Source organism: Mesorhizobium sp. J8, from assembly GCF_016591715.1.
Lineage (GTDB): Bacteria > Pseudomonadota > Alphaproteobacteria > Rhizobiales > Rhizobiaceae > Mesorhizobium.
The window spans coordinates 2,906,629-2,928,397 of record NZ_AP024109.1 but is presented as its reverse complement, the minus strand read 5'-3'; the positions used below and the strand labels follow the sequence as shown (position 1 = coordinate 2,928,397).

The following is a 21,769-nucleotide window of genomic DNA, read 5'->3' as shown; positions in this document are numbered from 1 at the left end:
CTTCTCATCTGGCGAATGTCGTTATCCCAAAACCGCCACACACTTTTGGGCGACATGCGTTATTTCGTCGTCGCCTTGAACTTGCCCATCAGATAAGGGCCGGAGCGCACCTGCTCGTATTTCGGCGCCTCTCCCTCGGCCAGGCACGCGTCCAGAACCGTGATCTCGGCATCCCAGTTCGGCTGGTGGAAGAAAGCCATCGATTGCCGGCGATCCTTGCCGCCCTCTTCCGCCGGCGGGTTGACGACGCGATGCACGGTCGACACCCAACGATCGTTGGTCCAGCGCGCCATCAGGTCCCCGATATTGATGATGAAGGCGCCGGGGATCGGCGGCACCTCGGCCCATTCGCCGCCCGGCGTGACGATCTGCAGCCCGCGCGACCCTGGCTGCGGCAGGAGGATGGTCAGGCTGCCATAGTCGGTATGGGCGCCGGCGCGGATCTGGCCGGGCTTCGGCGCGACATGCTGCTCGGGATAGTTCAGCGCTCTTAGCGCGCTGATCGGCGCATCGAGGAAAGCGTCGAAATAGGTTTCCGGCAAATCAAGCGCGATGGCGAAGACCCGCATGATGCGCAGCGCCAAGTCCTCGAGAGCCGCGTAATAGGCCTTCCAGGCTTCGACGAAGCCCTCGGGCTCGGCGGGCCAGATCGTCTCGGCGTAGCAGAAGGCCAGGGCCTCCGGGTCCTTGATGCCCGGCGGCACGCGGAGGGGGCCGCCGTTGAAGCTCTCCTTCAAGTCCGGCGGCGTGTCGACATTGCGGGATTTTGCCAGCGCCTCGAGCTCGGGGCCGAGATATCCGTAGGGATAACCCTTGTAGGGCGCCTTCGAGCGCTGCTTTTCCGCTGGCGGCAGGTCGAAGAACGCTTTCGCTTTCGACCAGGCGGCGTCGATCACAGCTTGCGGAACACCGTGGTTCTTGACCGCCAGGAAACCGGTGTTGCGACAGATGTGGTCGACCTCGCGGCCGAGCGCCTTCTTCCGCGCGGCGCTCGCGGTCTCGAATTGTGCGAGATCGAATACGGGAAATGTCTGCATCGCGTTCATCCAACCGCTCAACGCCGGAACGATGCAGCCTGTCCCGGCCATGATCTAGGACCAACCGGCGTGGCGGTCCTAGTCCATATGAACTGCGGGCGCCCCGCCCGCCGGCGCCGCCTTGGGCTTGCGCAGCAGGATGACGAACGGGATCGCGGCCAGCGTCATCACCATCAGGATTTTGAAGTCGTTGATGTAGGAGATCATCATCGCCTGGGCGTTGACGGCCAAGTCGACCTGCGAAAGCGCCGCCGGGTCGCCGGCGGCGGCGGCCGGAGACGCCGCCCACAGGTTCGGGTTGTACGGATTGACGAAGGCCGACAGCTCGGTGTGGTTGATCTGGGTGTTGCGCACCATCAGCGCCGCGACCACCGACACGCCGATCGATGAGCCCAGATTGCGGACCAGGCTGAACAGCGAGGTGGCATCGGTGCGGTAGCGGACGTCGAGCGTGGCGAAGGCGACCGCCGACAGCGGCACAAACACCATGCCCATGCCGAGACCCTGGATGACGCCCGAGGTGATGATCAGCCAGTTGTCCATCTGCGGCGTGAAGCTCGCCATGGTGTAGAGCGATTGCGCGGTGAGCAGGAAGCCGATGGCGACGAGGATCCTGGCGTCGATCCTGTGCATGATGCGGCCCACGACCAGCATGGAGATCATCGTGCCAATGCCGCGCGGCCCCAGCACCACGCCGATGGTCACGGTCGGATAGCCGAAGATGTTGGCCAGCATCGGCGGCAACAGCGACATCGAGGCCAGGATCAGCACGCCCATGACGAAGATGAAGCCCAGCCCGGTCACGAAATTGCGGTCGAGGAAGATCTTTGGATCGATGAAGGGATGCTCGGCCGTCACCGTGTGGATGATGAACACCCAGAAGCCGGTGAGCGACAGAGCGAGCTCGATCCAGATCTCGGCCGAGTTGAACCAATCGACCTCGCCGCCGCGGTCGAGCAGAAGCTGCAGTGCACCGACGCCAAGCGAGAGCATGGCGAAGCCGAAGAAGTCGAAGCCGCGCACGCGCTTGGCGATGACGGGCAGGTAGGCGGCCATGCCGAGGAAGGCCAGGATGCCGACCGGCAGGTTGATGAAGAACACCCAGCGCCAGTTGAAGTTTTCGGTCAGCCAGCCGCCGAGCGTCGGGCCAAGGATCGGCCCCAGCATGATACCGGCGCCCCAGATCGCCATCGCCTGGCCATGACGCTCCTTCGGGTTGATGTCGAGCAGGAAGGTCTGCGACAGCGGCACGATGGCGGCGCCGAACACGCCCTGCAGCAGGCGGAACAGCACCATCGTCTCGAGGCTCCAGGCCAGGCCGCAGAGCATGGAAAAGATGGTGAAACCGACGACGGAAGCAAGAAACAGTTCCTTGCGGCCGAGCCGGTCGGCAAGCCAGCCGGTGACCGGCGTCATGATCGCCGCGGCCACGATATAGGAGGTCAGCACCCAGTTGATGTTGTCGGGCGAGGCGCCGAGGTCGCCGGTCATGGTCGGCAGCGCGACATTGGCGATCGTGGTGTCGAGCGCCTGCATGATCGTCGCCAGCATCAGCGCGACCGTGATCAGTCCGCGATGCGGCACTTCCTTGAAGGCTTCGGGCGTGCTCATGATGCTGAACTTCCAGCAGGTAACAAAAACGTGTACACTGGGCTTCCGGGCGGCAAGCCTTCCGTTGAGAGACCGTCATCGCGGTGGGACGCGACTATCGATGTGGGGGTTACATCGACCGAAAGTCTCTGTTGGAGCGGATGCCTGCCGCCCGGAAACCTGAGGACCGACGGGTCCGTGTCGAAGGTTTCGGCTTTGATCGCGCCGCCAGGCGGCTGATCTCAAACGCTTATCCTTCTCACTCCTCCCATCAGACCAATCCCCTGCTCCGCCCCCGATTCACGAGGGCGTATCGTTACTGCGCGCTCTCCCCCGCCGTGGCGTGACCGAAGATCGACGGCAAGCCGCGCGCCACGCCGGTATCGACGGTGACGGTCGCGCTCATGCCGGTGCGCAGCGCCATCTTGGCATCGGGATCGGTCAACTCCAGGCGCACGGGAATGCGCTGCGTGACCTTGACCCAATTGCCGGTGGCGTTTTGCGCGGGCAGAAGCGAGAACTCCGCGCCCGTGCCGGCGCCGATCGCCTTGACGGTCGCCTCGAAGGTGCGGCCCGGATAGGTGTCGACGACGATCTCGGCCTTCTGGCCCGGCTTCATGTTGGTGAGCTGGGTCTCCTTGAAATTGGCGTCGATCCAGGTGTCGCCGGTCTCGACCAGCGCGAAAAGCGGCGTGCCGACCGAAACATACTGGCCGACCTTGAAGGAGGCCGCCTGGTAGATGACGCCGTCCGCCGGCGCCTTGACCGTCGTCTGAGCCAGATCGTAAGCGGCCTTGTCGCGCGCGGCGAGCGCCGCCATCACGGTCGGATGCTTGTCGGTCTCGATGTCCGGATTGCCGCCGAGCGCCGCCTTGGCGCTGACGATGCCCTGCTCCGCGACGGCCAGTTGCTGCTTGGCCTTGTCGAGGTCGTTGCGGGCCTGGTCGAGCGAGGACTTGGCGTTGATGCCCTTCTGGGCGAGATCGGCGGCGCGGTTGTACTGCGACTGCGCGTAATCGACCTCACTCGAGGCGGACTTCTCCTGCGCCATCGCCTGGCTGTAGGCGGCGCGCAGCTGCTCCACATTGAGGCGCGCCGCGGCGACCGCCGCATCGGCCTGGGCGAGCGCGATCCTGTAAGGCTCGGGATCGATGACGAAGAGAAGGTCGCCCTGCTTGACCTGCTGGTTGTCGGCGATGCCGACCTGGACGATACGGCCGGCCGTGTCGGAAGCAACCGAAATCCTGGCCTGCTGCAGGTTGGCGTTCTCGGTTTCCTGATAGCGGCCGCCCGTCACCCAGACGTAGGCGCCGCCGGCAAGCAGCGCCAGCGGCAGGGCAACCATCAACAGGAAGCGGCCGAGGCGGCGCTTTTTCTTCGGCGCGACCGGGGCCGGTTGGGGCTCGCGAGGCACCGCGACCGGAGCGGCCGCAGGCTGCGCCGGAGCTTCTGCGACCGGCTGCGCCGGCGCGAGCTTGGTGACGTTCTCGTCTTCTTTCCTGGCTGCCGCGTTCATGCTGCTGCGCCTTCCGCACTCTTCATCTTTTCCAGGGACGACGTTTCGCCGTCCGTTAGATTCTGCACGATGGTGTCCAGCACCCGGATCAGGATGCGACGTTCTTCCGCCGACACGCCGGTCAGCGATTCCTCATAAACCTCGCCGGCCAGGCTCTTGACGTCGGCATAGGCCGCGTTCGCCTTCTCGGTCGGGAAGATCATGCGCACGCGCCGGTCGGTCGCATCCTGGCGGCGCTCGATCCAGCCGCCCTCCTCCATGCGGTCGACCAGGCGAGAGACGCTGATCGGCTCGATTTCGAGGAGCTCGGCGAGCCGCGCCTGCGCGACGCCCGCCTCCTTGGCAACGCGGACGAGCAGCCGCCACTGCGCCGATGAAAGGCCCAATCCACTGGCACGCGCCTCGAAACGCTTGCGCATCAGGCGCTGCACGTCGTGGATCAAAAACCCCAATCTATCGATACCATCTGAAACCATGAGCGACATATATAATAAGCGTGCTTACTATTCAAGTGGGATGCTTTGCGCCAGAAGCCGGCAAATCGACATGGCAGCCATGCGACGCCCGCAACGGTTAGCGATCGATGAAAATGCGGCGCCAAGCCCTGCCTAGAGGCCGGAGATCATGGAGGCGCGCCCCGCGTGGGCCCGCAAGGGGAGAAGAAAAAGAGCTAAAGCTCCAAATTCCAGGTCTGGCCGACCAGATCCTTGCCGAAGGAATGATGGCGTTCCTCGTCGACCAGCTTGAAGCCCGCTTCCTGGTAGATGCGGCGGGCCGAGCCAAGGATGTCGTTGGTCCACAGCGTCAGCGTCTTGTAGCCCTTGGCGCGCGCGAAGGTGATGCATTCGTCGACCAGCCGCCGGCCAATGCCAAGGCCGCGCGCCGACGGTTCGACATAGAGCAGCCTGAGCTTCGCGACCTTGGGCGATTTGCGCACGACGAAGACCGAGCCAACCACCTCGCCTTCGCGTTCGGCGATCCAGCTGCGTTCCCATTGCGGGACGAAATTCTTGACGAACTCGCCGAGGATTTCGGCGACCAGCGCCTCGAAGGTTTCGTCCCAGCCATATTCCTCGGCGTAGAGCATGCCCTGGCGGCGCGTGACCCAGCCGATGTCGCCGACCTGCAACGGCCGCAGGATATAAGGCACTTTCGGTTCGGGCCTGTCGCCGAGCAGGTCCTGCACCGTGCGCATAGCCTTGACCAGCCGTTCCTGGTCGGCCGGCGCCAGGCGATCCAGCAATGCGCGCACCTGGTTGTGGGAATCCTGGTTGAGCGGCGCGAAGGCCTCCCTGCCGGCGGGCGTCAGCACGATCGATGCGCGGCGCGCGTCCGTCTCGCTTGCCTCGCGCTCGACCAGGCCGCGCTCCTCGAATTTCTTCAAAAGCCGGCTGACATAGCCGGGGTCGAGGCCGAGGTCGCGCACCAGGTCGCTGGCGACGAGCCCCTCGCGATGGGCAAGCTCGTAAAGCACCCGCGCCTCGGTCAGCGAGAACGGGCTCTTCAAGAGCCCCTCGTCGAGCAGGCCGATCTGGCGGGTATAGAAGCGGTTGAAGGCACGGACCGCATCGATGCGCTCCTTGCCGGGGTGATCGTGGATGGTCATGGGAAGTCCTCCTGTCCTGGACAGGATCAATCATTTAGTTGACTGAGTCAATAAATTGGTCACAGCTTCGTCGTTCCAGGGCTGAGCAAGGAGCGACGCGAAGCGCAGACCCCGGAATGACGACCCCCCTGTCGCCGGCGCCCTATCCCATCGGCAGCACCGGCCAGAACTCCACGATGCGCCCGCCGGCGAACACCGCGATCGCACCGAAATGCTGCAGCACCGCCTCGCTCTGCGTCGGCCGCAGAAAGGCATAGTCGCCGGGCTTCACATCCGCGCCCGCCGGCAGGCCCATGAACTGCTGGTTGGAAGAGAGCCCGATCAGGCCGTTCGGCTTCATGCCTTCGGGAAACGCCGGCTCGGCCATCCACTTGCCGCCGTAAAGATAGCAGCCCTTGCGTGGGAAGAGGCCAAGCGCCTGCAGCGCCTTGGAGACCGCCGGCGGACCGGGCAGCATCGGATCGAGCGCCTTGAGGATCGGGGTTGCGATGAAGGCTGCCGGCTGGAAGCCCGCCAGGCCGGGCGTGTCGAAATCCTTGGGCAGCACGAAGGCCGAGCCGATCGACACTTCGTTGGCTACGCCGCCGCCATGCAGCAGCGCCGTCTTGGACCCGCCGATGTTGAGGATGCGGCGCTGGCCCGGATCGACGGCGGCGGCGAACTCCGCGGCCTTGGCGGAGGCCTGCTTCAGCGCGCTGGTCGCGCCGCCGAACAGGCCCGGGATCTCCGGCGCATGCGCCTCATAGGCCATGATGCCTTCGCAGTGGAGGCGTTCCGGTATCGTCAGTGCCCTGATTTCGGCGGCATCAGGAAAGCCGCCGCGATGCAGACCGACATCGACCTCGAAGGCGAAGCGCAATTCGGTGTCGAGCGCGGCGGCCAAGGCGCCATAGTCGGCCAGCCGCTCCGGCGTGTCGATCAGCCAGCAGACGCGCGACCACCAGCCGGCGCCGCCTCTGGTCAGCGCGGCCCTGGCGGCGCCCACCGGCATCGGCTTGCCGTAGAGAAGATCGCCCTCGGGAAAGGCGTCGAGCACGGCCTGCGTCACCGGTGGATGGAAGGTCATGAAGCGGTTGGTTTCCAGCGCTCGCGCGATATGCGAGAGCAGCGGCACGCAAGGCAGCGACTTGTCGACCAGCCGCGGGGCGAGGCCCGGCGCCAGCCTCTGCTTCACCAGTGCGATGTTGCCGTCCAGCCGGTCTCGGTCAAGCACAAGGCAGGGCCGGTAAATGTCGGCGGCACGCAACGCCTCGGACAGGGCAGCGAAATAGGCGTTCATGTTCGGATGCCGAACAGGCCGGCCATGTAGGGCGAGACGAAGCGGTTGTCCGGATCGATGTCGCGCCGCACGGCAAGCGCGTCGTCCCAGCGCGGATAAAGCTTCTTGAAATCCGCCGCCTTCAGGCTGTGCATCTTGCCCCAATGCGGCCTGCCGCCATACTTCAAGAAGATCGGTTCGGCGGCGCGCATGAAGGGCAGCGGATCGTTCGCCGCATCGTGGTGGATGGCGATCGAGCAGGTCAGCCTTTTGTAGAAAGGCGAAAGCCAGAACTCGTCGGGCGCCACCGAGCGCACCTCCATCGGGAAATAGACTTCCGGGAAGTGCTTCTCCGTCAGCGCGATGATTTCGGCCAGCGCTTTCGGCCCTTCCTCGTAAGGCAGGTGGTACTCCATCTCGTTGAATCTGGTGCGACGATCGCTGGCATAGACGTTGAGCCAGTCCTGAACGTAATCCTCGGAGGGGACTTTCTTCACCGCCCCCCTGATCAGGGCGCGGCGCAAGGACGGCAGCCAGCGCAGCGCCGTGCGCAGCTTGCGCAGCGTCGCCAGTCCCTCCTCGTCGTCCTCGGTCGGCCGCTGCATCGGCTGCGCATCGCTCAGGTCGCTGGCAATGAACTGCGCATAGCCGGCGAATGGGATGTAGTAAAACTCGGCCGAACGATGCGCGGCCATCATCGTCTCGAAGTTCTTGAGCATGTCGCCGACCGGCAGCACCCATTTGCGGCGGCGCAGCCGGTAGGTCGCGATGTTGTTCATCGTCACTTCGGTGAGGATGCCGAAGCTGCCCAGCGCGACGCCGGTCGCGTGGATCATGTCCTGGTCGCCTGCCCGGCTGAACTCGCGTAGCTTGCCCTGCCCGTCGACGAGCTGCACCGCCTCCAGCTGCGTGTGATAGGCGCCGAGCGTCGGGCCGGAGCCGTGCGTGGCGGTGCCGAGCGCGCCGCCGATCGCCTGCTTGTCGATGTCGCCCATGTTGGGCAGGCCCTGGCCGATGCCCTGCAGGATGTGCATCAGGGCGCCGAGCCGCGTGCCCGCCCCCACCCGCGCCCGGTTGTTCGCGGCATCGTGCGAGACCAGCCCTTCGATCTTCTCCAGCGAGACGATGGTGCCTTCGGACTGCACCAGCGGCGTGAAGGAGTGACCGGCGCCGGCGACACGCAACGGACCGGGCGCCGAGCGCACCAGCTCGGCGAGTTCGCCGGCATCGGCCGGTGTCGCGATCTGCTTCGGGGACGCCGTGACGAAGCCAGACCAGTTGCTCCAGGCGTTTGTCATCCTAGCCCTCCCGCTCAGGCTTTGCCGCGGCGGCGAGCGACCAGCCCGAAGACGCCGAGCAAAACGACGCTCGCCAAAGCGGTGGCGGCCGCAAATTCCGGCACCGGCCGGAAATTCTCACCTTCGATCAGAAGCGAGGCGGCGATCGGGCCGATGGCGAGGCCGAAAAGTTGGGCCGCCGGCACCAGGAGGGCGGCGGTGCGCGTCTCGTCGGCGGTGATGGCGAGGCGGATCTGATAGGGCACGATAAAGAGCAGGATGAAGCCCATCACCAGCGCCACCGCCCAGAACACCGAAAGGCCCGGGCCGGACGCCAGCAGCACCGAGCTGATCGCCGCGACGATGCCGATGGTCGTGATGGCGAAACGATAGTCGATGCGCGCCTCGAAGATTGTCGCGGTCATGGCGCCGATCACCTGCGCGGCAAGGCTTGCCGAAACCATCAGGCCGACGGTGCGGCCGTCGATGCCGAACTGCGCGCCGATGGGCTCGAGGAAAGCCCAGACGGCGCCGAAGAACATGAAATAGCAGAAGATCGACAAGAGCGCGGTGACCGCGGGCACGGTCGCGACGTTGGCGAACTGCTCTTCCTTGGGCAGGTCGGCATAGTCATCCGGCACGACCCAGGCGACGGCCAGCGACAGCAGGCAGACGATGCCGAGGGCGATGAAGCCGCCGGCCGAGCCGGCTCGCGGCACGGCATAGAGCGCCAGGATTATCGCCAGCGCGCATTGCGCCAAGGTCTGCAGCGTGACGAAATACCCGCCGATGCGTTCGGCCCGGCGCGAGCGGGCGATCAGCTCCGTCGCGACGGCGACAAGCCCGCCCTCAGCGAGGCCCGCCAGCGTGCGCGCGCCGATCAGCGCATTGGGACTGCCGGCATAAGCGGTCCAGACATTTGCAAACGCCAAAAGCACGAGCAGTGCCGCGCTTTTCCAGCGCATGTTCCTGGCGGGCAGCAGCATCGCCACAATCGCCGAACCGATGGCAATCGCGATCATCTCGGCGGTGGCGACCAGCGCAAGCTCGTCGCCGGTGACGTGACCTTCGCTGTAGAGCGCGCCGAGCAGCACCGGCTGCAACCCGAGGATGAGCAGGCCGACCGAGCCAATCCAAAGCGCCGAAGCCAGTTGCAGCCCGGTCGGATTGCCGACAAGCCAATCGCCATTTTCCGCCCGCGCGGCTTGCGATGCAGTCACGAGATGCTCTCCCTTGCAGCTCGGTCGAAAAACTGACAAGTTGTCAGCATTTCGCAAAACTGATACTTGATCATGTTTCTTGTCAACCGCGAATTCGCACTTTTCCGGGAAAGATGCGGGCAATGACGGATGCAAAGCGAACGGCGACGGAGCCCAGGCGCAGGCCGAAGCAGGAGCGCAGCCGCGAGCGCATCGACGCGATCCTCGCCACGACCATGCGGCTGATCGGCGAAAAGGGCATCGACGCGGTGACGATGAAGGAAGTCGGCGCGCTGGCCGGCGGACCGATCGCCACGGTCTATCATTATTTCCCCAGCAAATCGGCGATCCTGGCGATGCTCTACGAGCGTTTTTCCGAGGAAAGCCGCGCAAGGTTCGGCGCGATCATCGCCGGGATCGGGAGCCTGGACGACGTGACCACGGCGGCCGACCGCCTGCTCGACGACTATTATGCCCGCGTCGCGGCTGACCCGGCCATCCAGGATCTGCACAATGCCATCCAGGCCGACAAGGCGCTGCAGCATCTCGACATCGCAGAAACGAGGCAGCAGGCCAAGATGTTCTGCGACCACGTCGCGCCGATGCTTGAAGCGGGGCGGCGCGAGGCATTCGGGCGCGTCGTGTTCCTGATCTTCCAGCTTGCCGGCGGCGTCGTGCGGCTTGCGCTGACACAGGACGAGGCGGAAGGACAGAGGACGATCGAGGATTATCGCTCGATCATCCATACGCAGTTGCGGCTGTTTCTCTGAGCGCGATCAGGGATCCAGCTTCGGCCCCAGGATCTCCACCAGCCAATCCACGAACACCCTTACCCTTGGCGAAAGCTGGCGGCTCGGCGGATAGAGCACCGAGATCGGCGTCGGCGTCGGCGGATTGTCCGGCAGCACCTCGACCAGCCTGCCCGCTTCGATGTCGGCGGCGAAGCGGCGGCGCGGCGCCTGGTAGAGGCCGAAACCCTGGCGCACCAGCGTGGCGGCAGTATCGGAATTGGAGACGGTGACGCGCGACGGCAGCACGATCTCGCGAATCTTGCCGTCGACGGTGAATTCCAGGGGCATCACCTGGCCGGTGCGGGACGAGACGAAGCCGATCATGACGTGCCCGGCAAGCCCCTCCAGGGTGCGCGGTAGGCCGTGGCGCTCGACATAGGCGGCGCTGGCAACCGTCGCCTCACGCGCCATGCCGATGCGGCGCGCGATCATGTCGCTGTCAGGCAGCGTGCCGGCGCGGACCACGCAATCGACGCCCTCGCGCACCAGATCGACGAACCGGTCGCCCTCGCCGATATGGACACTGAGCCCGGGATAGCGGGCGAGCAGCGCCGGCAGTTCCGGAATGACGAAGGTCCGGGCCATGTTGCCGTTGATGTCGATGCTCAGGCGTCCGCGCACCTCATGCGCGCCGAAGCCGCCCTCGGCATCCTCGATGTCGGCGAGAATGCCGATGCAGCGCTGGTAATAGGCTTCGCCGTCGAGCGTCGTGGTCACGTGGCGCGTTGTGCGCCTCAGCAATTGCACGCCGAGCCGCTCCTCGAGCTGCTTGATCGCGGCTGTGGCGCTGGAGCGCGGCAGGCCGAGATCGGCGGCTGCCGCGGTGAAGCTGCGCCGTTCCACAACGCGAGTGAAGAGCCGCATGCTGTCGAACCGATCCATGGCCGATTGTTCGCACAAACTGAATAGTGTTGGCAATCCGTGCCGGATTATATCGATCAGGCCGGCGAGTATATGCATCTCCATCCAGACAGAAGGAGATTTCGCCATGACCACTCGTCCCATCGCTCTCATCACCGGCGGCAGCCGCGGCCTCGGCCGCAACACCGCGATCCACCTCGCCCGCAAGGGCGTCGACGTCATCGTCACCTATCGTTCGCGCGCCGACGAGGCGAAGACCGCAACCGCCGAGATCGAGGCGGCCGGCGGCCGGGCAGCGGCGCTCGAACTCGACGCCGGCGCCGTCGCCAGCTTCCCGGCTTTCGTCGAAGCGCTGAAAAAGACGCTTCGCGAGGCCTGGCGGCGCGACCGCTTCGACTTTCTCGTCAACAATGCCGGCACCGGCCTGCGCAAGATGATCGCCGAGACGACGGAAGAGGAATTCGACACGCTGATGAACATCCATCTCAAGGGCGTCTTCTTCCTCACCCAGGCGCTGCTGCCGCTGATCAACGATGGTGGCCGCATCGTCAACATCTCGAGCGGGCTCGCCCGCTTCGCCGCTCCCGGATCGTCGGCCTATGCAATGATGAAGGGCGGCATCGAAGTCTTCACGCGCTACCTTGCCAAGGAGCTTGGGCAGCGCGGCATCACCGCCAACACCGTGGCGCCCGGCGCGATCGCCACCGACTTCAACGGCGGCCAGGTGCGCGACAATGCCGAGATCAACCGCATGGTAGCCGGCGTCACCGCGCTCGGCCGCGCCGGCGTCGCCGACGATATCGGGCCGATGATCGCCTCGCTGCTCTCCGACGACAATCGCTGGGTCAACGCCCAGCGGATAGAAGTATCGGGCGGCATGAACATCTAGGCGGTCGGTTATGAAACCTGCCGGATCAGTCCTTCGAAGCCGTCGGCAAGGTTGGCGTTGCCGGCGGCGATGAAGCTCGACAGATTGCGGGCGCGCCCGGGTGTCTTGTTGGCATCGAGCAGCACCGCCCTGCCCTCATGCATGACGAAGTCGAACTTGCCGTAGTCGAAGCCGAGCTTGCGTCGTAGCGCGCGAAGCTCGTCCGGCACCGGAACCGGCTCGCGGCGGATGGTGTCGTCGCCCTTGACGAGGCTCTGCGGCGAGACATGGCGGGTGCAACGCTCGCGCTCGCCGCAGAACAGCCAGAACCGTGCAGCGAAGCCGTCAGGCTCCGGCTCGGGAATGAATTTCTCGACGACCAGATCCTGACGTTCAAAGACTTCGGCCGGAACGTCGGCGAGCGAAGCGTGGACCTCATATTTGTCGAATGGTTGGACGCCGGGAAACGGCTCCGGTTTGCCTGCACGCCGCGCGCGCTGGTTCAGCTGCTGCTCCGGCGTTCCCCAATGATTGAGGCTGCTCTTGACGATGACCTTTCCCGCCCAGCGATCGCCCCTGCCAATTGCCGCACCGCTGACGCGGCGTTTCGAAATGTCTGTGGCGCCGAGGTTGAGGCAGAAGGGAAAGCGGCGCGCGTAATCGGCATAATCTGGCGGTGTCACCGTCACGTCCAGATGCAGCACCGCGATGTCGGCGGCCGGCTTGGCCGAAATGCCTTTCAGTATCTGCACCGAATGGCCGCGGCGCTTCAGTTCTTCCAGCACATCGAAGAGCATGTAGGGGCTGTCACGGCGCATCAGCAGCCCACGCCGGCCCTGGAACCGGTCCAACTCATGCGTGATCACGGCGATGCGCGCCATGCCTGTCCCCCTTGGCTTGTTCAGCATCCTCTATTATCCCGTCAAATACAAAGCGCTAAGCGGGTTGGCTTGCATGACAGAGCATTGGAATGCAATTCGCAGGCATTGGCAGTTGCTCGGACCGCCGTTGCGGCCGCCGCCGGAAGTCGTCGAGGCTTACGACCGCGCGCTCGGCCTTGCCCGGGCGCATGTCGTCATGCTCGGCGTGACGCCGGAGCTCGCGGGACTTGGCGCCACGATGACGGCGGTCGACGAATCTCCCGACATGATTGCCGGCATCTGGCCGGGCGACACGGACACGCGCAAAGCGGTGCAAGGCGACTGGTTCGATCTGCCGTTTCCCGGCGCCAGCATCGAAGCATTGATCGGCGATGGATGTCTCTCGGTCATCGGCGCGGCCGACCTCAGGCGCATGCTGTTCGCGTCGATCGCGCGGGCGCTCAAGTCCGACGGCCGCGCCGCCATCAGACTTTATGCGTCGCCCGACACCCTGGACAAACCGCGGGAAGTCCGCGCCCTGGCGCTGGCCGGCGGCGCCTCGACCTTCCACGACCTCAAATGGCGCGTGGCCATGACCGCGATCGCCGGCGCGCCCGACTACACGATTCCGGTCACCGGCATCGTCGAGCAATTCGACAGGATGTTTCCCGACCGCGAGGAGCTATCAGCTCGAACCGGATGGGAATTGCCGGTCATCGGAACCATCGACGTCTACCGGAACTCGTCTGTCGTCTACAGTTTCGCCCCCGCGGCAGCGCTGATCGAGGAAGCCCGGACCTTCTTCGATGATGTCCGGCTGGCTTCGACCGGAACATACGGTCTGGCCGAACGTTGCCCGCTGCTGGTGCTGCGCTCGCCGAAACATCCCGAATAACGGGCTGGATTGCTCGCCCATGCTTCGCTGCAGCCACCGTATTTCCGCCCAAGGTTCCGCGGGAGAGAAATTTCGCGCCGCCTGCCCCTTGCGCGCGCCTTGACTCTCACACCCTGCCAGCATATTTCAGCGCCACGTTAGCACTCGCCTCTGGTGAGTGCTAACTGATGTCCGGCTCCCGCCGGATGGAGGAACAGTTCTCACCGTTCTCATTCGAGGAAGACAACATGGCAAAGTCCAAGTTCCGCCCGCTTCATGACCGCGTGGTCGTTCGCCGGGTCGAATCCGAATCCAAGACCGCCGGCGGGATCATCATCCCGGATACGGCGAAGGAGAAGCCGCAGGAAGGCGAGATCATCGCCGTCGGCTCCGGCGCTCGCGACGAAAGCGGCAAGCTCGTGCCGCTGGACGTCAAGGCCGGCGACCGTGTGCTCTTCGGCAAGTGGTCGGGCACTGAAGTCAAACTCAATGGCGAAGACCTTCTGATCATGAAGGAATCCGACATCATGGGTATCATCGGCTGATCATCGGCCTCTCTCCATCAACTGAATTTTCGGGCTCTCCACGAGCCCCTGTCAGGAGCTAAAACATGGCTGCAAAAGACGTAAAATTCTCCCGCGATGCCCGTGAGCGCATGCTGCGCGGCGTCAACATCCTCGCCGACGCGGTGAAGGTCACCCTCGGTCCCAAGGGCCGCAACGTCGTCATCGACAAGTCGTTCGGCGCCCCGCGCATCACCAAGGACGGCGTCACCGTCGCCAAGGAGATCGAGCTCGAGGACAAGTTCGAGAACATGGGCGCCCAGATGGTCCGCGAAGTCGCTTCGAAGACCAACGACATCGCCGGCGACGGCACGACGACCGCGACCGTTCTCGCCCAGGCGATCGTTCAGGAAGGCAACAAGGCCGTTGCCGCCGGCATGAACCCGATGGACCTCAAGCGCGGTATCGACCTCGCTGTCGGTGAAGTCGTCACCGCGCTCGGCAAGGCCGCCAAGAAGATCAAGACCTCCGAGGAAGTCGCCCAGGTCGGCACGATCTCGGCCAATGGCGACGAGTCGGTCGGCAAGATGATCGCGGAAGCGATGCAGAAGGTCGGCAATGAAGGCGTCATCACCGTCGAGGAAGCCAAGACCGCCGAGACCGAGCTGGAAGTCGTCGAAGGCATGCAGTTCGACCGCGGCTATCTCTCGCCCTACTTCGTCACCAACGCCGACAAGATGGTCGCCGATCTGGAAGACGCCTACATCCTGCTGCACGAGAAGAAGCTCTCCAACCTGCAGGCCATGCTGCCGGTCCTGGAAGCCGTCGTTCAGACCTCGAAGCCGCTGCTCATCATCTCGGAAGACGTCGAAGGCGAGGCTCTGGCCACGCTGGTCGTCAACAAGCTGCGTGGTGGCCTGAAGATCGCCGCCGTCAAGGCTCCGGGCTTCGGTGACCGCCGCAAGGCCATGCTGGAAGACATCGCCATCCTCACCGGTGGCCAGGTCATCTCGGAAGACCTCGGCATCAAGCTCGAGAATGTCGGCCTCAACATGCTCGGCCGCGCCAAGAAGGTGTCGATCTCCAAGGAGAACACCACCATCGTCGACGGCGCCGGCAAGAAGGCCGAGATCCAGGGCCGCGTCGCCCAGATCAAGCAGCAGATCGAGGAAACCACCTCGGACTACGACAAGGAGAAGCTGCAGGAACGTCTGGCGAAGCTCGCCGGCGGCGTTGCCGTGATCCGCGTCGGCGGTGCGACCGAAGTGGAAGTGAAGGAAAAGAAGGACCGCGTTGACGACGCGCTCAACGCGACCCGCGCGGCCGTGGAAGAAGGCATCGTCGCGGGCGGTGGCGTGGCCCTGCTGCGCGCTTCGGCCAACGTCAAGGCCACCGGCGCCAATGCCGACCAGGCCGCTGGCATCGCCATCGTCCGTCGCGCCCTGCAGGCTCCAGCCCGCCAGATCGCGTCGAACGCCGGTGCGGAAGCCTCGATCGTCGCGGGCAAGATCCTTGAGAACAAGGCGCAGACCTACGGCTACAACGCCCAGACCGGCGACTATGGCGACATGATCGCCATGGGCATTGTCGACCCGGTCAAGGTCGTGCGCACCGCTCTCCAGGACGCGGCCTCGGTCGCCGGCCTGCTCGTCACCACCGAAGCCATGATCGCCGAAGCTCCGAAGAAGGAAGCTGCCGGCGGCATGCCGGGCGGCATGCCCGGCGGCGGCATGGGTGGCATGGGCGGCATGGACTTCTGAGGAAATCCATAAGCACGCCCATCAATTAACATTGCTCAAGCCCGCAAGCGGGCTTGAGTGGCGGCATGGACTTCTAATCCAGGCTATCCAGCTAACGCATATGGAAAGGGCGGCAGACATGCCGCCCTTTTTGTTTGGCATTGAGGACCAACGCTACGCGGCGCTCTCCGCTTGCTGCGCCTTGCCGGCGAGCACGGCCTGCTCGACAAGCGCCGCGACCTCATCGGCGACAACGCTGACCGGCGTGTGGTCGCGGGTGGCCCGGGCGATCACCATCAAGCCTTCGAGCGAGGATTCGACCAGCAGCGCCAGCGCCTGCGCGCGCCGCTCCGGCACCCCTGCCCTGACGAAAGCCTGGCGTAGCAATCCGATCCACTGCTCGAAGGCCGAGCGGCAGATTTCAGCCAGCTCCGGAACGTTGTTCGGCGCGTCGAGCACGACCGGCGCCACCGGGCAGCCGAGCGAGAACTCGTTCTCCTCCAACATGCGGGCGACCGACTGGTAGATGTGGTGGACGGCAACGGCGGGATCGCTTTCCACCGAAAGCGCGGCGCCCAGCCGCTCCGTCACGTCGGCGACGCTGGCGCGCGTCACCTCGATGACAAGCTGGTCCTTGCCGCCCGGGAAATGAAAATAGAGCGAGCCGCGGGGTGCTGCGCTGGCGCTCAAAATATCGTTGAGCGAGGTTCCATGATAGCCGCGCTGCCGGATGAGCAGCGCCGTCGCCTCGATCATGCGGGTGCGTGTGTCCGTCGCCACCTCAACCTCACGTCATGTCAACTTCTGTCAGGAGCAAGCATTATAGGGCTTGCCCATAATATGACAATCGGTCTACATAATATGTAAATCGGTCTACATATTTGGAGACAGCGATGCAAAGCTACCGGCTTGAAGAGTTCGGCGGCATCGGCAAATTGGCGATGCGCGAGGAAGCAATGCCCGAGCCAGGGGCGAACCAGATCCTGGTGCGCGTGCGCGCGACCTCGCTCAACCGCCGCGACACGATGATCCTCAACGGGACCTATCCGCTCACGCCACGCGCCGGCATCGTGCCGCTGAGCGACGGCGCGGGCGAAGTCGTCGCGATCGGCAACGGCGTGACCCGCTTCGCCGTCGGCGACCACGTCACGGGCAGCTATTTCGCGCGCTGGATCGACGGTCGCATGCATCCGGGCGTCGTCGACCAGCTTGGCTGCACGCTGGACGGCATGCTCAGCGAATATGCACTGCTCGACGAGCAATGGGCGGTGCGGCTGCCCAACCATCTCTCATGGCGGGAAGCGGCTACCTTCACCTGCGCCGGGCTGACCGCCTGGAGCGCGCTGACCGGCGCCGAGAATCCGAAGCCTGGGCAATGGGTTCTGGTGATCGGCTCAGGCGGCGTTGCGCTGTTTGCGCTGCAGTTCGCCAAGCTCGTGGGCTGCCGCGTGGCCGCCGTCACGTCCCGCGCCCAAAAGGCCGACAGGCTGCGGGCTCTCGGCGCTGATGTGGTCATTGCGGCTGCGGAAACACCGGATTGGGGCATCAAGCTGCGAGAGGCGACCGGCGGCATCGACCTGGTTGTCGAGACCGGCGGTCCGGCGACCTTTGCGCAGTCGCTGATCGCCAGCGCCCTCTACGGGCGCATCGTGCTGCTCACCGTGCACGACCAGAACGGCAAGTCGGTCGAGATCCCAGGCGCCATCTACCAGCGCAGCCTTGTCACCATCGGCCGGCTCTTCGTCGGCAGCCGCAGCGCGCTGGAAGCAATGCTCGCCGCTGTCGCCGCGCATCGGCTGAAGCCGGTCATCGACAAGGTCTTCCCCTTCGCCGAGGCGCGCGAGGCCTACCGTCATTTCCAGCAGGGCGATGTCTTCGGCAAGGTCGTCATCGACGGCGCGTGACCATCACACTTCCCGCAAACAGAGAGAGGAGATCAGCCATGACGATCCGTGAAGCCTCAGCCCAATGGCAAGGCACGCTCAAGGAAGGAGCCGGCCGGCTGCGGCTGGGCAGCGGCGTGTTCGAAGGCGCCTATTCCTTCCCGTCCCGCTTCGAGAACGGTCCGGGCACCAATCCGGAAGAACTGATCGCGGCAGCGCTTGCCGGCTGTTTCTCCATGGCGCTCACCGCGATTCTCGGCGCCGACAAACACACGGCCGAGAGCATCCATACGATCGCCAGGGTGCATCTCGGCGCGACCACGGCGGGCCCGACGATCACTCGCATCGAGCTTGAAACCGAGGTCCGCGTCGCCGGCATCTTGGCCGAGGACTTCGAACGGCTGGCGCAAAAGGCCAAGGCAGCCTGCCTGGTCTCGCGGGCACTGGCCGGCGTCGCAACGATCACGCTGAAGGCGAGCCTCGCAGCTCAATGAAACGACAGGACAAGACCAATGACTCAGGAATTGATCATCGACATCGCCACAGCCGAGCGCTCCGCCGAGACGGCGCAAATCATGCGGCGCTATAACGACGTCTTCCAGCGTCACGATCCGTCGGCGCTGAACGAACTGGTGGCGGAAGACTGCGTGATCGAGAACACCACGCCGGCGCCGGACGGCGCCCGCCGCACCGGCAAGGCCGCGTGCGTCGAATTGTGGTCGGCGATCGCCACCGGACCCGGCACGCGCTTCGACCTCGAAGAGACTTATGTTGCCGGCGACCGCGCCACGATCCGCTGGCGCTTCTGGATGTCCGACGGCAGTTCGCTGCGCGGCGTCAATCTGATGCGCGTCGCGGATGGCAAGATCGTCGAGGCGATGGGCTACGTCAAAGGATAGTGCCCGGCGCGGAAGGGCCGCGCTCAGGCCAGCCCGGAATCCATCCCCGCCAGGTTTGGATTCCGGGCAATCGCGCCTACGACACCACTCGGTTGAGCTTCACGGAGGTCTTCGGGCTGCGCTGGATGGTCTGGAAGATCACGCAGTAGCGGTCGGTGAGCTCCATGAGTTGGGTCAGCCGGCTTTGCTCCACATCCGACTCGATGTCGAAGCGCAGGCGGATTTCCTTGAAGCCGACCGGCACGCCTTCGGTGACGCCCAGCGTGCCGCGAAGGTCGACATCGCCCTCGGCGGAGATTTCCGCCGACTTGATCGGGATATCGAGCACGGCCGCGGCCGCCCGCATCGAAACGCCGGCACACGCGATCAACGCCTCCAGCAGCATGTCGCCGGAACAAAGCTCCCGGCCGCTGCCGCCCGCCTTCGGATGGATGCCGGCCAGCGCAAGCCCCCGTCCGGTCTCGACCTTGCAGGTCACCCTTGTGTCGTCGGCGGTGCCCTTGGCCTTCAAGGTAAGAAGCGCGGCCCGCGCGTCCTTGCGATAAAGATCCTTGATCGGCTCCTGCGTGGCGCGAAACGTCGCGATATCCATTCAAGTTCTCCTGTCGTGAATTGCGGTTGTCTGAAATCGTCAGCCATCGTCCGGGCCTATTCCGGGATCGCGATGCCCGAGCCGCCGAGCTCGGCCGGAAAATCCTTGAGCTTCGGCAGCCCGTCTTTCATCGGCAGCACCGTCTCGGCGTAGTTGACGTGAACCCCTGGCGTGAATTCCACCGTCGGTATGGTGGCCGCATAGACGTCGACCAGCCCGAGCGGCGGGTGATCCGTCATCAGATGACCGCCGCACTTGGTGCAAAACTGGCGGTCGCTCATCGCGGACTTCTCGAAACCGGACAGAAACTCCGCGCCCTTGGTGACCTTGACGTTCCCGGGCTTCCACAGCGTGAAGGCGTTGACCGGAGACGCCGACCACGAACGGCAGGAACTGCAATGGCAGTAGCCCATCGCCTCGGCGGTTCCGTGGACCTCGATTTCCACGGCGCCGCAAAAACACCCGCCCTTATGTACCGTCATGACTTTCGTCCTTTTCTTTCGTTACGTTCGATCGCGCGGAGCGTCCAACAGAAGACGCTCCCGACGCCGGTTCGGGTTTAAAGCTTCCGGCCGGGGACGGAATGACGGGGCGTCCGCGTTAGTTGACAGCGCGTCCGGAACTCGAATGGGATGCCGCGCAGCTTGCAAGAAAGGCGTGGAATGGCCGGGGACGCTCTATCGGATCTTTTGAAAACGGTGCGCCTCACCGGCGCGACGTTCTTCGACATCGAGGCGCAGGACCCATGGGCGGTGTGCTCGCCCGCGCCCGCCTCGATATTGCCGAGGATACTGCCGGGCGCCGATCACCTGATTTCCTATCACGTGCTGACGTCCGGCCGTTGCTATGCCCGCATCGTCGGCCAGGAGGCGATCCCGGTCGAGGCCGGCGAGGTCGTGGTCTTCACCCAAAGCGATCCGCACATCATGTCGAGCACGCCCGATCTCCGGGCCGATCCGCCGACGGCGGATGTGCTGCAGATCGCGGCCGCAAGCCAGACGCCCTTCCCGATCAACTACGTCAAGGACGGATCGTTGTCGGCACGGCTGGTCTGCGGCTATCTCGCCTGCCATGCCCTGCCCTTCAATCCCCTGCTCGAAGCGCTGCCGCCCGTCATCAAAGCCGGAGACGTCGAAGGCGATGGCGGCTGGCTCGGCCAGTTCATCAGGCTGGCGGTCTCCGAAGTCGCTGAGAAGCGGGCCGGCAGCGAAACGGTGCTGACCAAGCTCAGCGAACTGATGTTCGTCGACGTGCTGCGCCGCTATGTGGAGTCACTACCCCCGCAACAGACCGGCTGGCTGGCGGGCCTGCGCGATCCGCATCTGGCGAAGGCGCTTGCGCTGATCCACGACCGTCCGGCCCATAATTGGACGGTGGAGGCGCTGGCCAAGGAGTCCGCGCTGTCGCGCACGGTGCTGGCGGAGCGCTTCACCAAGATCGTCGGCATGCCGCCGATGCACTATCTCGCCAAATGGCGCATGCAGATCGCCTCGGAGCTGCTCAGCGCCGGCAACGGCAACGTCGCCGGCATCGCAGCGGAAATCGGCTACGAATCCGAGGCCGCGTTCAGCCGTGCCTTCAAGAAGATGATCGGCGTCCCGCCTTCGGCTTGGCGGCTCGGCGTCCGGGCCGCGGCCGGCTCCGGAAGAGACGAGGCATCCGAGGCCGCGAACGGATCAGAGCGCTAGCGATCGGCCAGGGCCAGCTTGGCGCCGAGCATGACGAAGGCAGCGGCGAAGCTGCGGCGCATCCAGGTCAGCACTTTCGGCCGCGTCACGATATGGCTGCGCACCGAGGCCGCGAACACGCCATAGACGGCAAAGATGACGAAGGTCATCAGCATGAAGACGCCGGAGAGCTCCAGCATCTTGGGCAGCGCGTGCGGCTCGGTGGTGCTGACGAATTGCGGCAGGAAGGCGAAGAAGAAGATCGACAGTTTCGGGTTGAGCACGTTGACCAGGATGCCGGTGGTGATGGTCCTGGCGGTCGAGCGCGGCGCGGCATCCTCGTCGATGCTGAGACCGCCTTTTTCCTTCAACGTGTTCCAGGCCATGTAGAGCAGGTAGGCGACGCCGAGATATTTCAGCGTCTCGAAGGCGACGGCGCTGGTGTGCAGCACAGCGGCAAGGCCGGTGATGGCGGCCGCCATATGCGGGATGATACCCAACGTGCAGCCGAAGGCGGCGACGACCGAGGCGCGCGCGCCGCGCGAAAGGCCGGCGCTCAGCGTGTACAGGACGCCGGTGCCGGGCGAAGCCACGATGATCAGCGACGTCAACAGGAATTCGATGCTCATGGATTCCTCCGCGGCCCTGCCCGACGCGAAGGTATCGGGAGGCTGAAGCGACGGCAAGCGGGCGGAGAGCATGATCTCCCCCCTCGTGGGGGAGATGGCCGGCAGGCCAGAGGGGGGCGC

General features: G+C 64.9%; 23 protein-coding genes. 9 read left to right on the top strand and 14 right to left on the bottom strand.

The genetic code is table 11. The features are described 5' to 3' along the window. Nucleotides 1-59: 59 nt before the first annotated feature. From MJ8_RS13925 to MJ8_RS13890, 8 genes are all read right to left on the bottom strand, one after another. On the bottom strand, nt 60-1,037 hold the full coding sequence (locus tag MJ8_RS13925) for an isopenicillin N synthase family dioxygenase (protein WP_201414896.1): 978 nt from the start codon (nt 1,035-1,037) through the stop codon (nt 60-62). 78 nt (nt 1,038-1,115) lie between these two features. Continuing rightward, nucleotides 1,116-2,648, bottom strand: coding sequence for a DHA2 family efflux MFS transporter permease subunit (locus MJ8_RS13920; protein WP_201414895.1), 1,533 nt, complete (start codon nt 2,646-2,648; stop codon nt 1,116-1,118). Nucleotides 2,649-2,943: 295 nt separating this feature from the next. Continuing rightward, complete coding sequence (locus MJ8_RS13915) at nt 2,944-4,143, bottom strand: HlyD family secretion protein (RefSeq protein ID WP_201414894.1); 1,200 nt, start codon at nt 4,141-4,143, stop codon at nt 2,944-2,946. Next, nucleotides 4,140-4,619 carry a MarR family winged helix-turn-helix transcriptional regulator gene (locus MJ8_RS13910; RefSeq protein WP_201415425.1) on the bottom strand — a complete coding sequence of 160 codons (480 nt, stop codon included), beginning with the start codon at nt 4,617-4,619 and terminating at the stop codon, nt 4,140-4,142. Before MJ8_RS13910 ends, MJ8_RS13915 begins: the two co-directional genes overlap by 4 nt. 194 nt (nt 4,620-4,813) lie before the next feature. Beyond that, on the bottom strand, nt 4,814-5,749 hold the full coding sequence (locus tag MJ8_RS13905) for a helix-turn-helix domain-containing GNAT family N-acetyltransferase (RefSeq protein WP_201414893.1): 936 nt from the start codon (nt 5,747-5,749) through the stop codon (nt 4,814-4,816). Between the two features lie 142 nt (nt 5,750-5,891). Then, complete coding sequence (locus MJ8_RS13900; RefSeq protein WP_201414892.1) at nt 5,892-7,028, bottom strand: alanine racemase; 1,137 nt, start codon at nt 7,026-7,028, stop codon at nt 5,892-5,894. Then, on the bottom strand, nt 7,025-8,305 hold the full coding sequence (locus MJ8_RS13895; RefSeq protein ID WP_201414891.1) for a D-arabinono-1,4-lactone oxidase: 1,281 nt from the start codon (nt 8,303-8,305) through the stop codon (nt 7,025-7,027). The genes MJ8_RS13900 and MJ8_RS13895 overlap by 4 nt, the downstream gene beginning before the upstream one ends. Before the next feature lie 14 nt (nt 8,306-8,319). Beyond that, nucleotides 8,320-9,504: an MFS transporter gene (locus MJ8_RS13890; protein ID WP_201414890.1), complete on the bottom strand. Its 1,185-nt coding sequence runs from the start codon at nt 9,502-9,504 to the stop codon at nt 8,320-8,322. Between the two features lie 122 nt (nt 9,505-9,626). Here MJ8_RS13890 and MJ8_RS13885 point away from each other — a divergent pair, with 122 nt between their 5' ends. Further along, entirely contained in the window at nt 9,627-10,253 is a 627-nt protein-coding gene (locus MJ8_RS13885; RefSeq protein WP_201414889.1) for a TetR/AcrR family transcriptional regulator, read from the top strand. A 6-nt stretch (nt 10,254-10,259) separates the two neighbouring features. Here MJ8_RS13885 and MJ8_RS13880 read toward each other — a convergent pair whose 3' ends face one another. After that, nucleotides 10,260-11,156: a LysR family transcriptional regulator gene (locus MJ8_RS13880; protein WP_201414888.1), complete on the bottom strand. Its 897-nt coding sequence runs from the start codon at nt 11,154-11,156 to the stop codon at nt 10,260-10,262. Nucleotides 11,157-11,262: 106 nt separating this feature from the next. On the opposite strand from MJ8_RS13880, the gene MJ8_RS13875 reads away from it, so the two are divergent. Then, nucleotides 11,263-12,024 (top strand): SDR family NAD(P)-dependent oxidoreductase, encoded by a 762-nt coding sequence (locus tag MJ8_RS13875; protein WP_201414887.1) that lies wholly within the window; start codon nt 11,263-11,265, stop codon nt 12,022-12,024. An 8-nt stretch (nt 12,025-12,032) separates the two neighbouring features. Here the strand turns inward: MJ8_RS13875 and MJ8_RS13870 are convergent, their stop codons facing one another. Beyond that, a complete protein-coding gene (locus MJ8_RS13870; RefSeq protein ID WP_201414886.1) occupies nt 12,033-12,884 on the bottom strand; it encodes a hypothetical protein in 852 nt (283 codons plus the stop codon). 73 nt (nt 12,885-12,957) lie between these two features. On the opposite strand from MJ8_RS13870, the gene MJ8_RS13865 reads away from it, so the two are divergent. The 3 genes from MJ8_RS13865 to groL all read left to right on the top strand — a co-directional run bounded on the left by MJ8_RS13865 (nt 12,958) and on the right by groL (nt 16,000). Beyond that, nucleotides 12,958-13,758, top strand: a complete 801-nt coding sequence (locus MJ8_RS13865; RefSeq protein WP_201414885.1) for a class I SAM-dependent methyltransferase — start codon at nt 12,958-12,960, stop codon at nt 13,756-13,758. A gap of 227 nt (nt 13,759-13,985) precedes the next feature. Beyond that, nucleotides 13,986-14,282, top strand: a complete 297-nt coding sequence (gene groES, locus MJ8_RS13860; RefSeq protein ID WP_040975262.1) for a co-chaperone GroES — start codon at nt 13,986-13,988, stop codon at nt 14,280-14,282. Nucleotides 14,283-14,347: 65 nt separating this feature from the next. Then, on the top strand, nt 14,348-16,000 hold the full coding sequence (groL, locus tag MJ8_RS13855; protein WP_071034971.1) for a chaperonin GroEL: 1,653 nt from the start codon (nt 14,348-14,350) through the stop codon (nt 15,998-16,000). 153 nt (nt 16,001-16,153) lie between these two features. Here groL and MJ8_RS13850 read toward each other — a convergent pair whose 3' ends face one another. After that, nucleotides 16,154-16,759 (bottom strand): TetR/AcrR family transcriptional regulator, encoded by a 606-nt coding sequence (locus MJ8_RS13850; protein ID WP_201414884.1) that lies wholly within the window; start codon nt 16,757-16,759, stop codon nt 16,154-16,156. 113 nt (nt 16,760-16,872) lie between these two features. Between MJ8_RS13850 and MJ8_RS13845 the strand changes: the two genes are divergently transcribed. Genes MJ8_RS13845 through MJ8_RS13835 form a run of 3 tightly spaced genes read left to right on the top strand, consistent with a single transcriptional unit; the run spans nt 16,873 to nt 18,761 of the window. Beyond that, entirely contained in the window at nt 16,873-17,883 is a 1,011-nt protein-coding gene (locus MJ8_RS13845; RefSeq protein ID WP_201414883.1) for a zinc-dependent alcohol dehydrogenase family protein, read from the top strand. A gap of 38 nt (nt 17,884-17,921) precedes the next feature. Continuing rightward, a complete protein-coding gene (locus tag MJ8_RS13840) occupies nt 17,922-18,356 on the top strand; it encodes an OsmC family peroxiredoxin (RefSeq protein ID WP_201414882.1) in 435 nt (144 codons plus the stop codon). Between the two features lie 18 nt (nt 18,357-18,374). After that, nucleotides 18,375-18,761 carry a nuclear transport factor 2 family protein gene (locus tag MJ8_RS13835; protein WP_201414881.1) on the top strand — a complete coding sequence of 129 codons (387 nt, stop codon included), beginning with the start codon at nt 18,375-18,377 and terminating at the stop codon, nt 18,759-18,761. A gap of 76 nt (nt 18,762-18,837) precedes the next feature. Here MJ8_RS13835 and MJ8_RS13830 read toward each other — a convergent pair whose 3' ends face one another. Together MJ8_RS13830 and MJ8_RS13825 are read right to left on the bottom strand one after the other, a co-directional pair. Then, nucleotides 18,838-19,353, bottom strand: coding sequence for an OsmC family protein (locus MJ8_RS13830; RefSeq protein WP_201414880.1), 516 nt, complete (start codon nt 19,351-19,353; stop codon nt 18,838-18,840). A 56-nt stretch (nt 19,354-19,409) separates the two neighbouring features. After that, complete coding sequence (locus tag MJ8_RS13825; RefSeq protein ID WP_201414879.1) at nt 19,410-19,835, bottom strand: GFA family protein; 426 nt, start codon at nt 19,833-19,835, stop codon at nt 19,410-19,412. A 180-nt stretch (nt 19,836-20,015) separates the two neighbouring features. Between MJ8_RS13825 and MJ8_RS13820 the strand changes: the two genes are divergently transcribed. Beyond that, nucleotides 20,016-21,041 carry an AraC family transcriptional regulator gene (locus tag MJ8_RS13820; RefSeq protein WP_201414878.1) on the top strand — a complete coding sequence of 342 codons (1,026 nt, stop codon included), beginning with the start codon at nt 20,016-20,018 and terminating at the stop codon, nt 21,039-21,041. Here the strand turns inward: MJ8_RS13820 and MJ8_RS13815 are convergent. Then, the gene (locus MJ8_RS13815) at nt 21,038-21,649 is read right to left on the bottom strand and encodes a LysE family translocator (RefSeq protein ID WP_201414877.1); all 612 of its coding nucleotides are present in this window, start codon (nt 21,647-21,649) and stop codon (nt 21,038-21,040) included. The genes MJ8_RS13820 and MJ8_RS13815 overlap by 4 nt on opposite strands. Between the last annotated feature and the right edge of the window lie 120 nt (nt 21,650-21,769).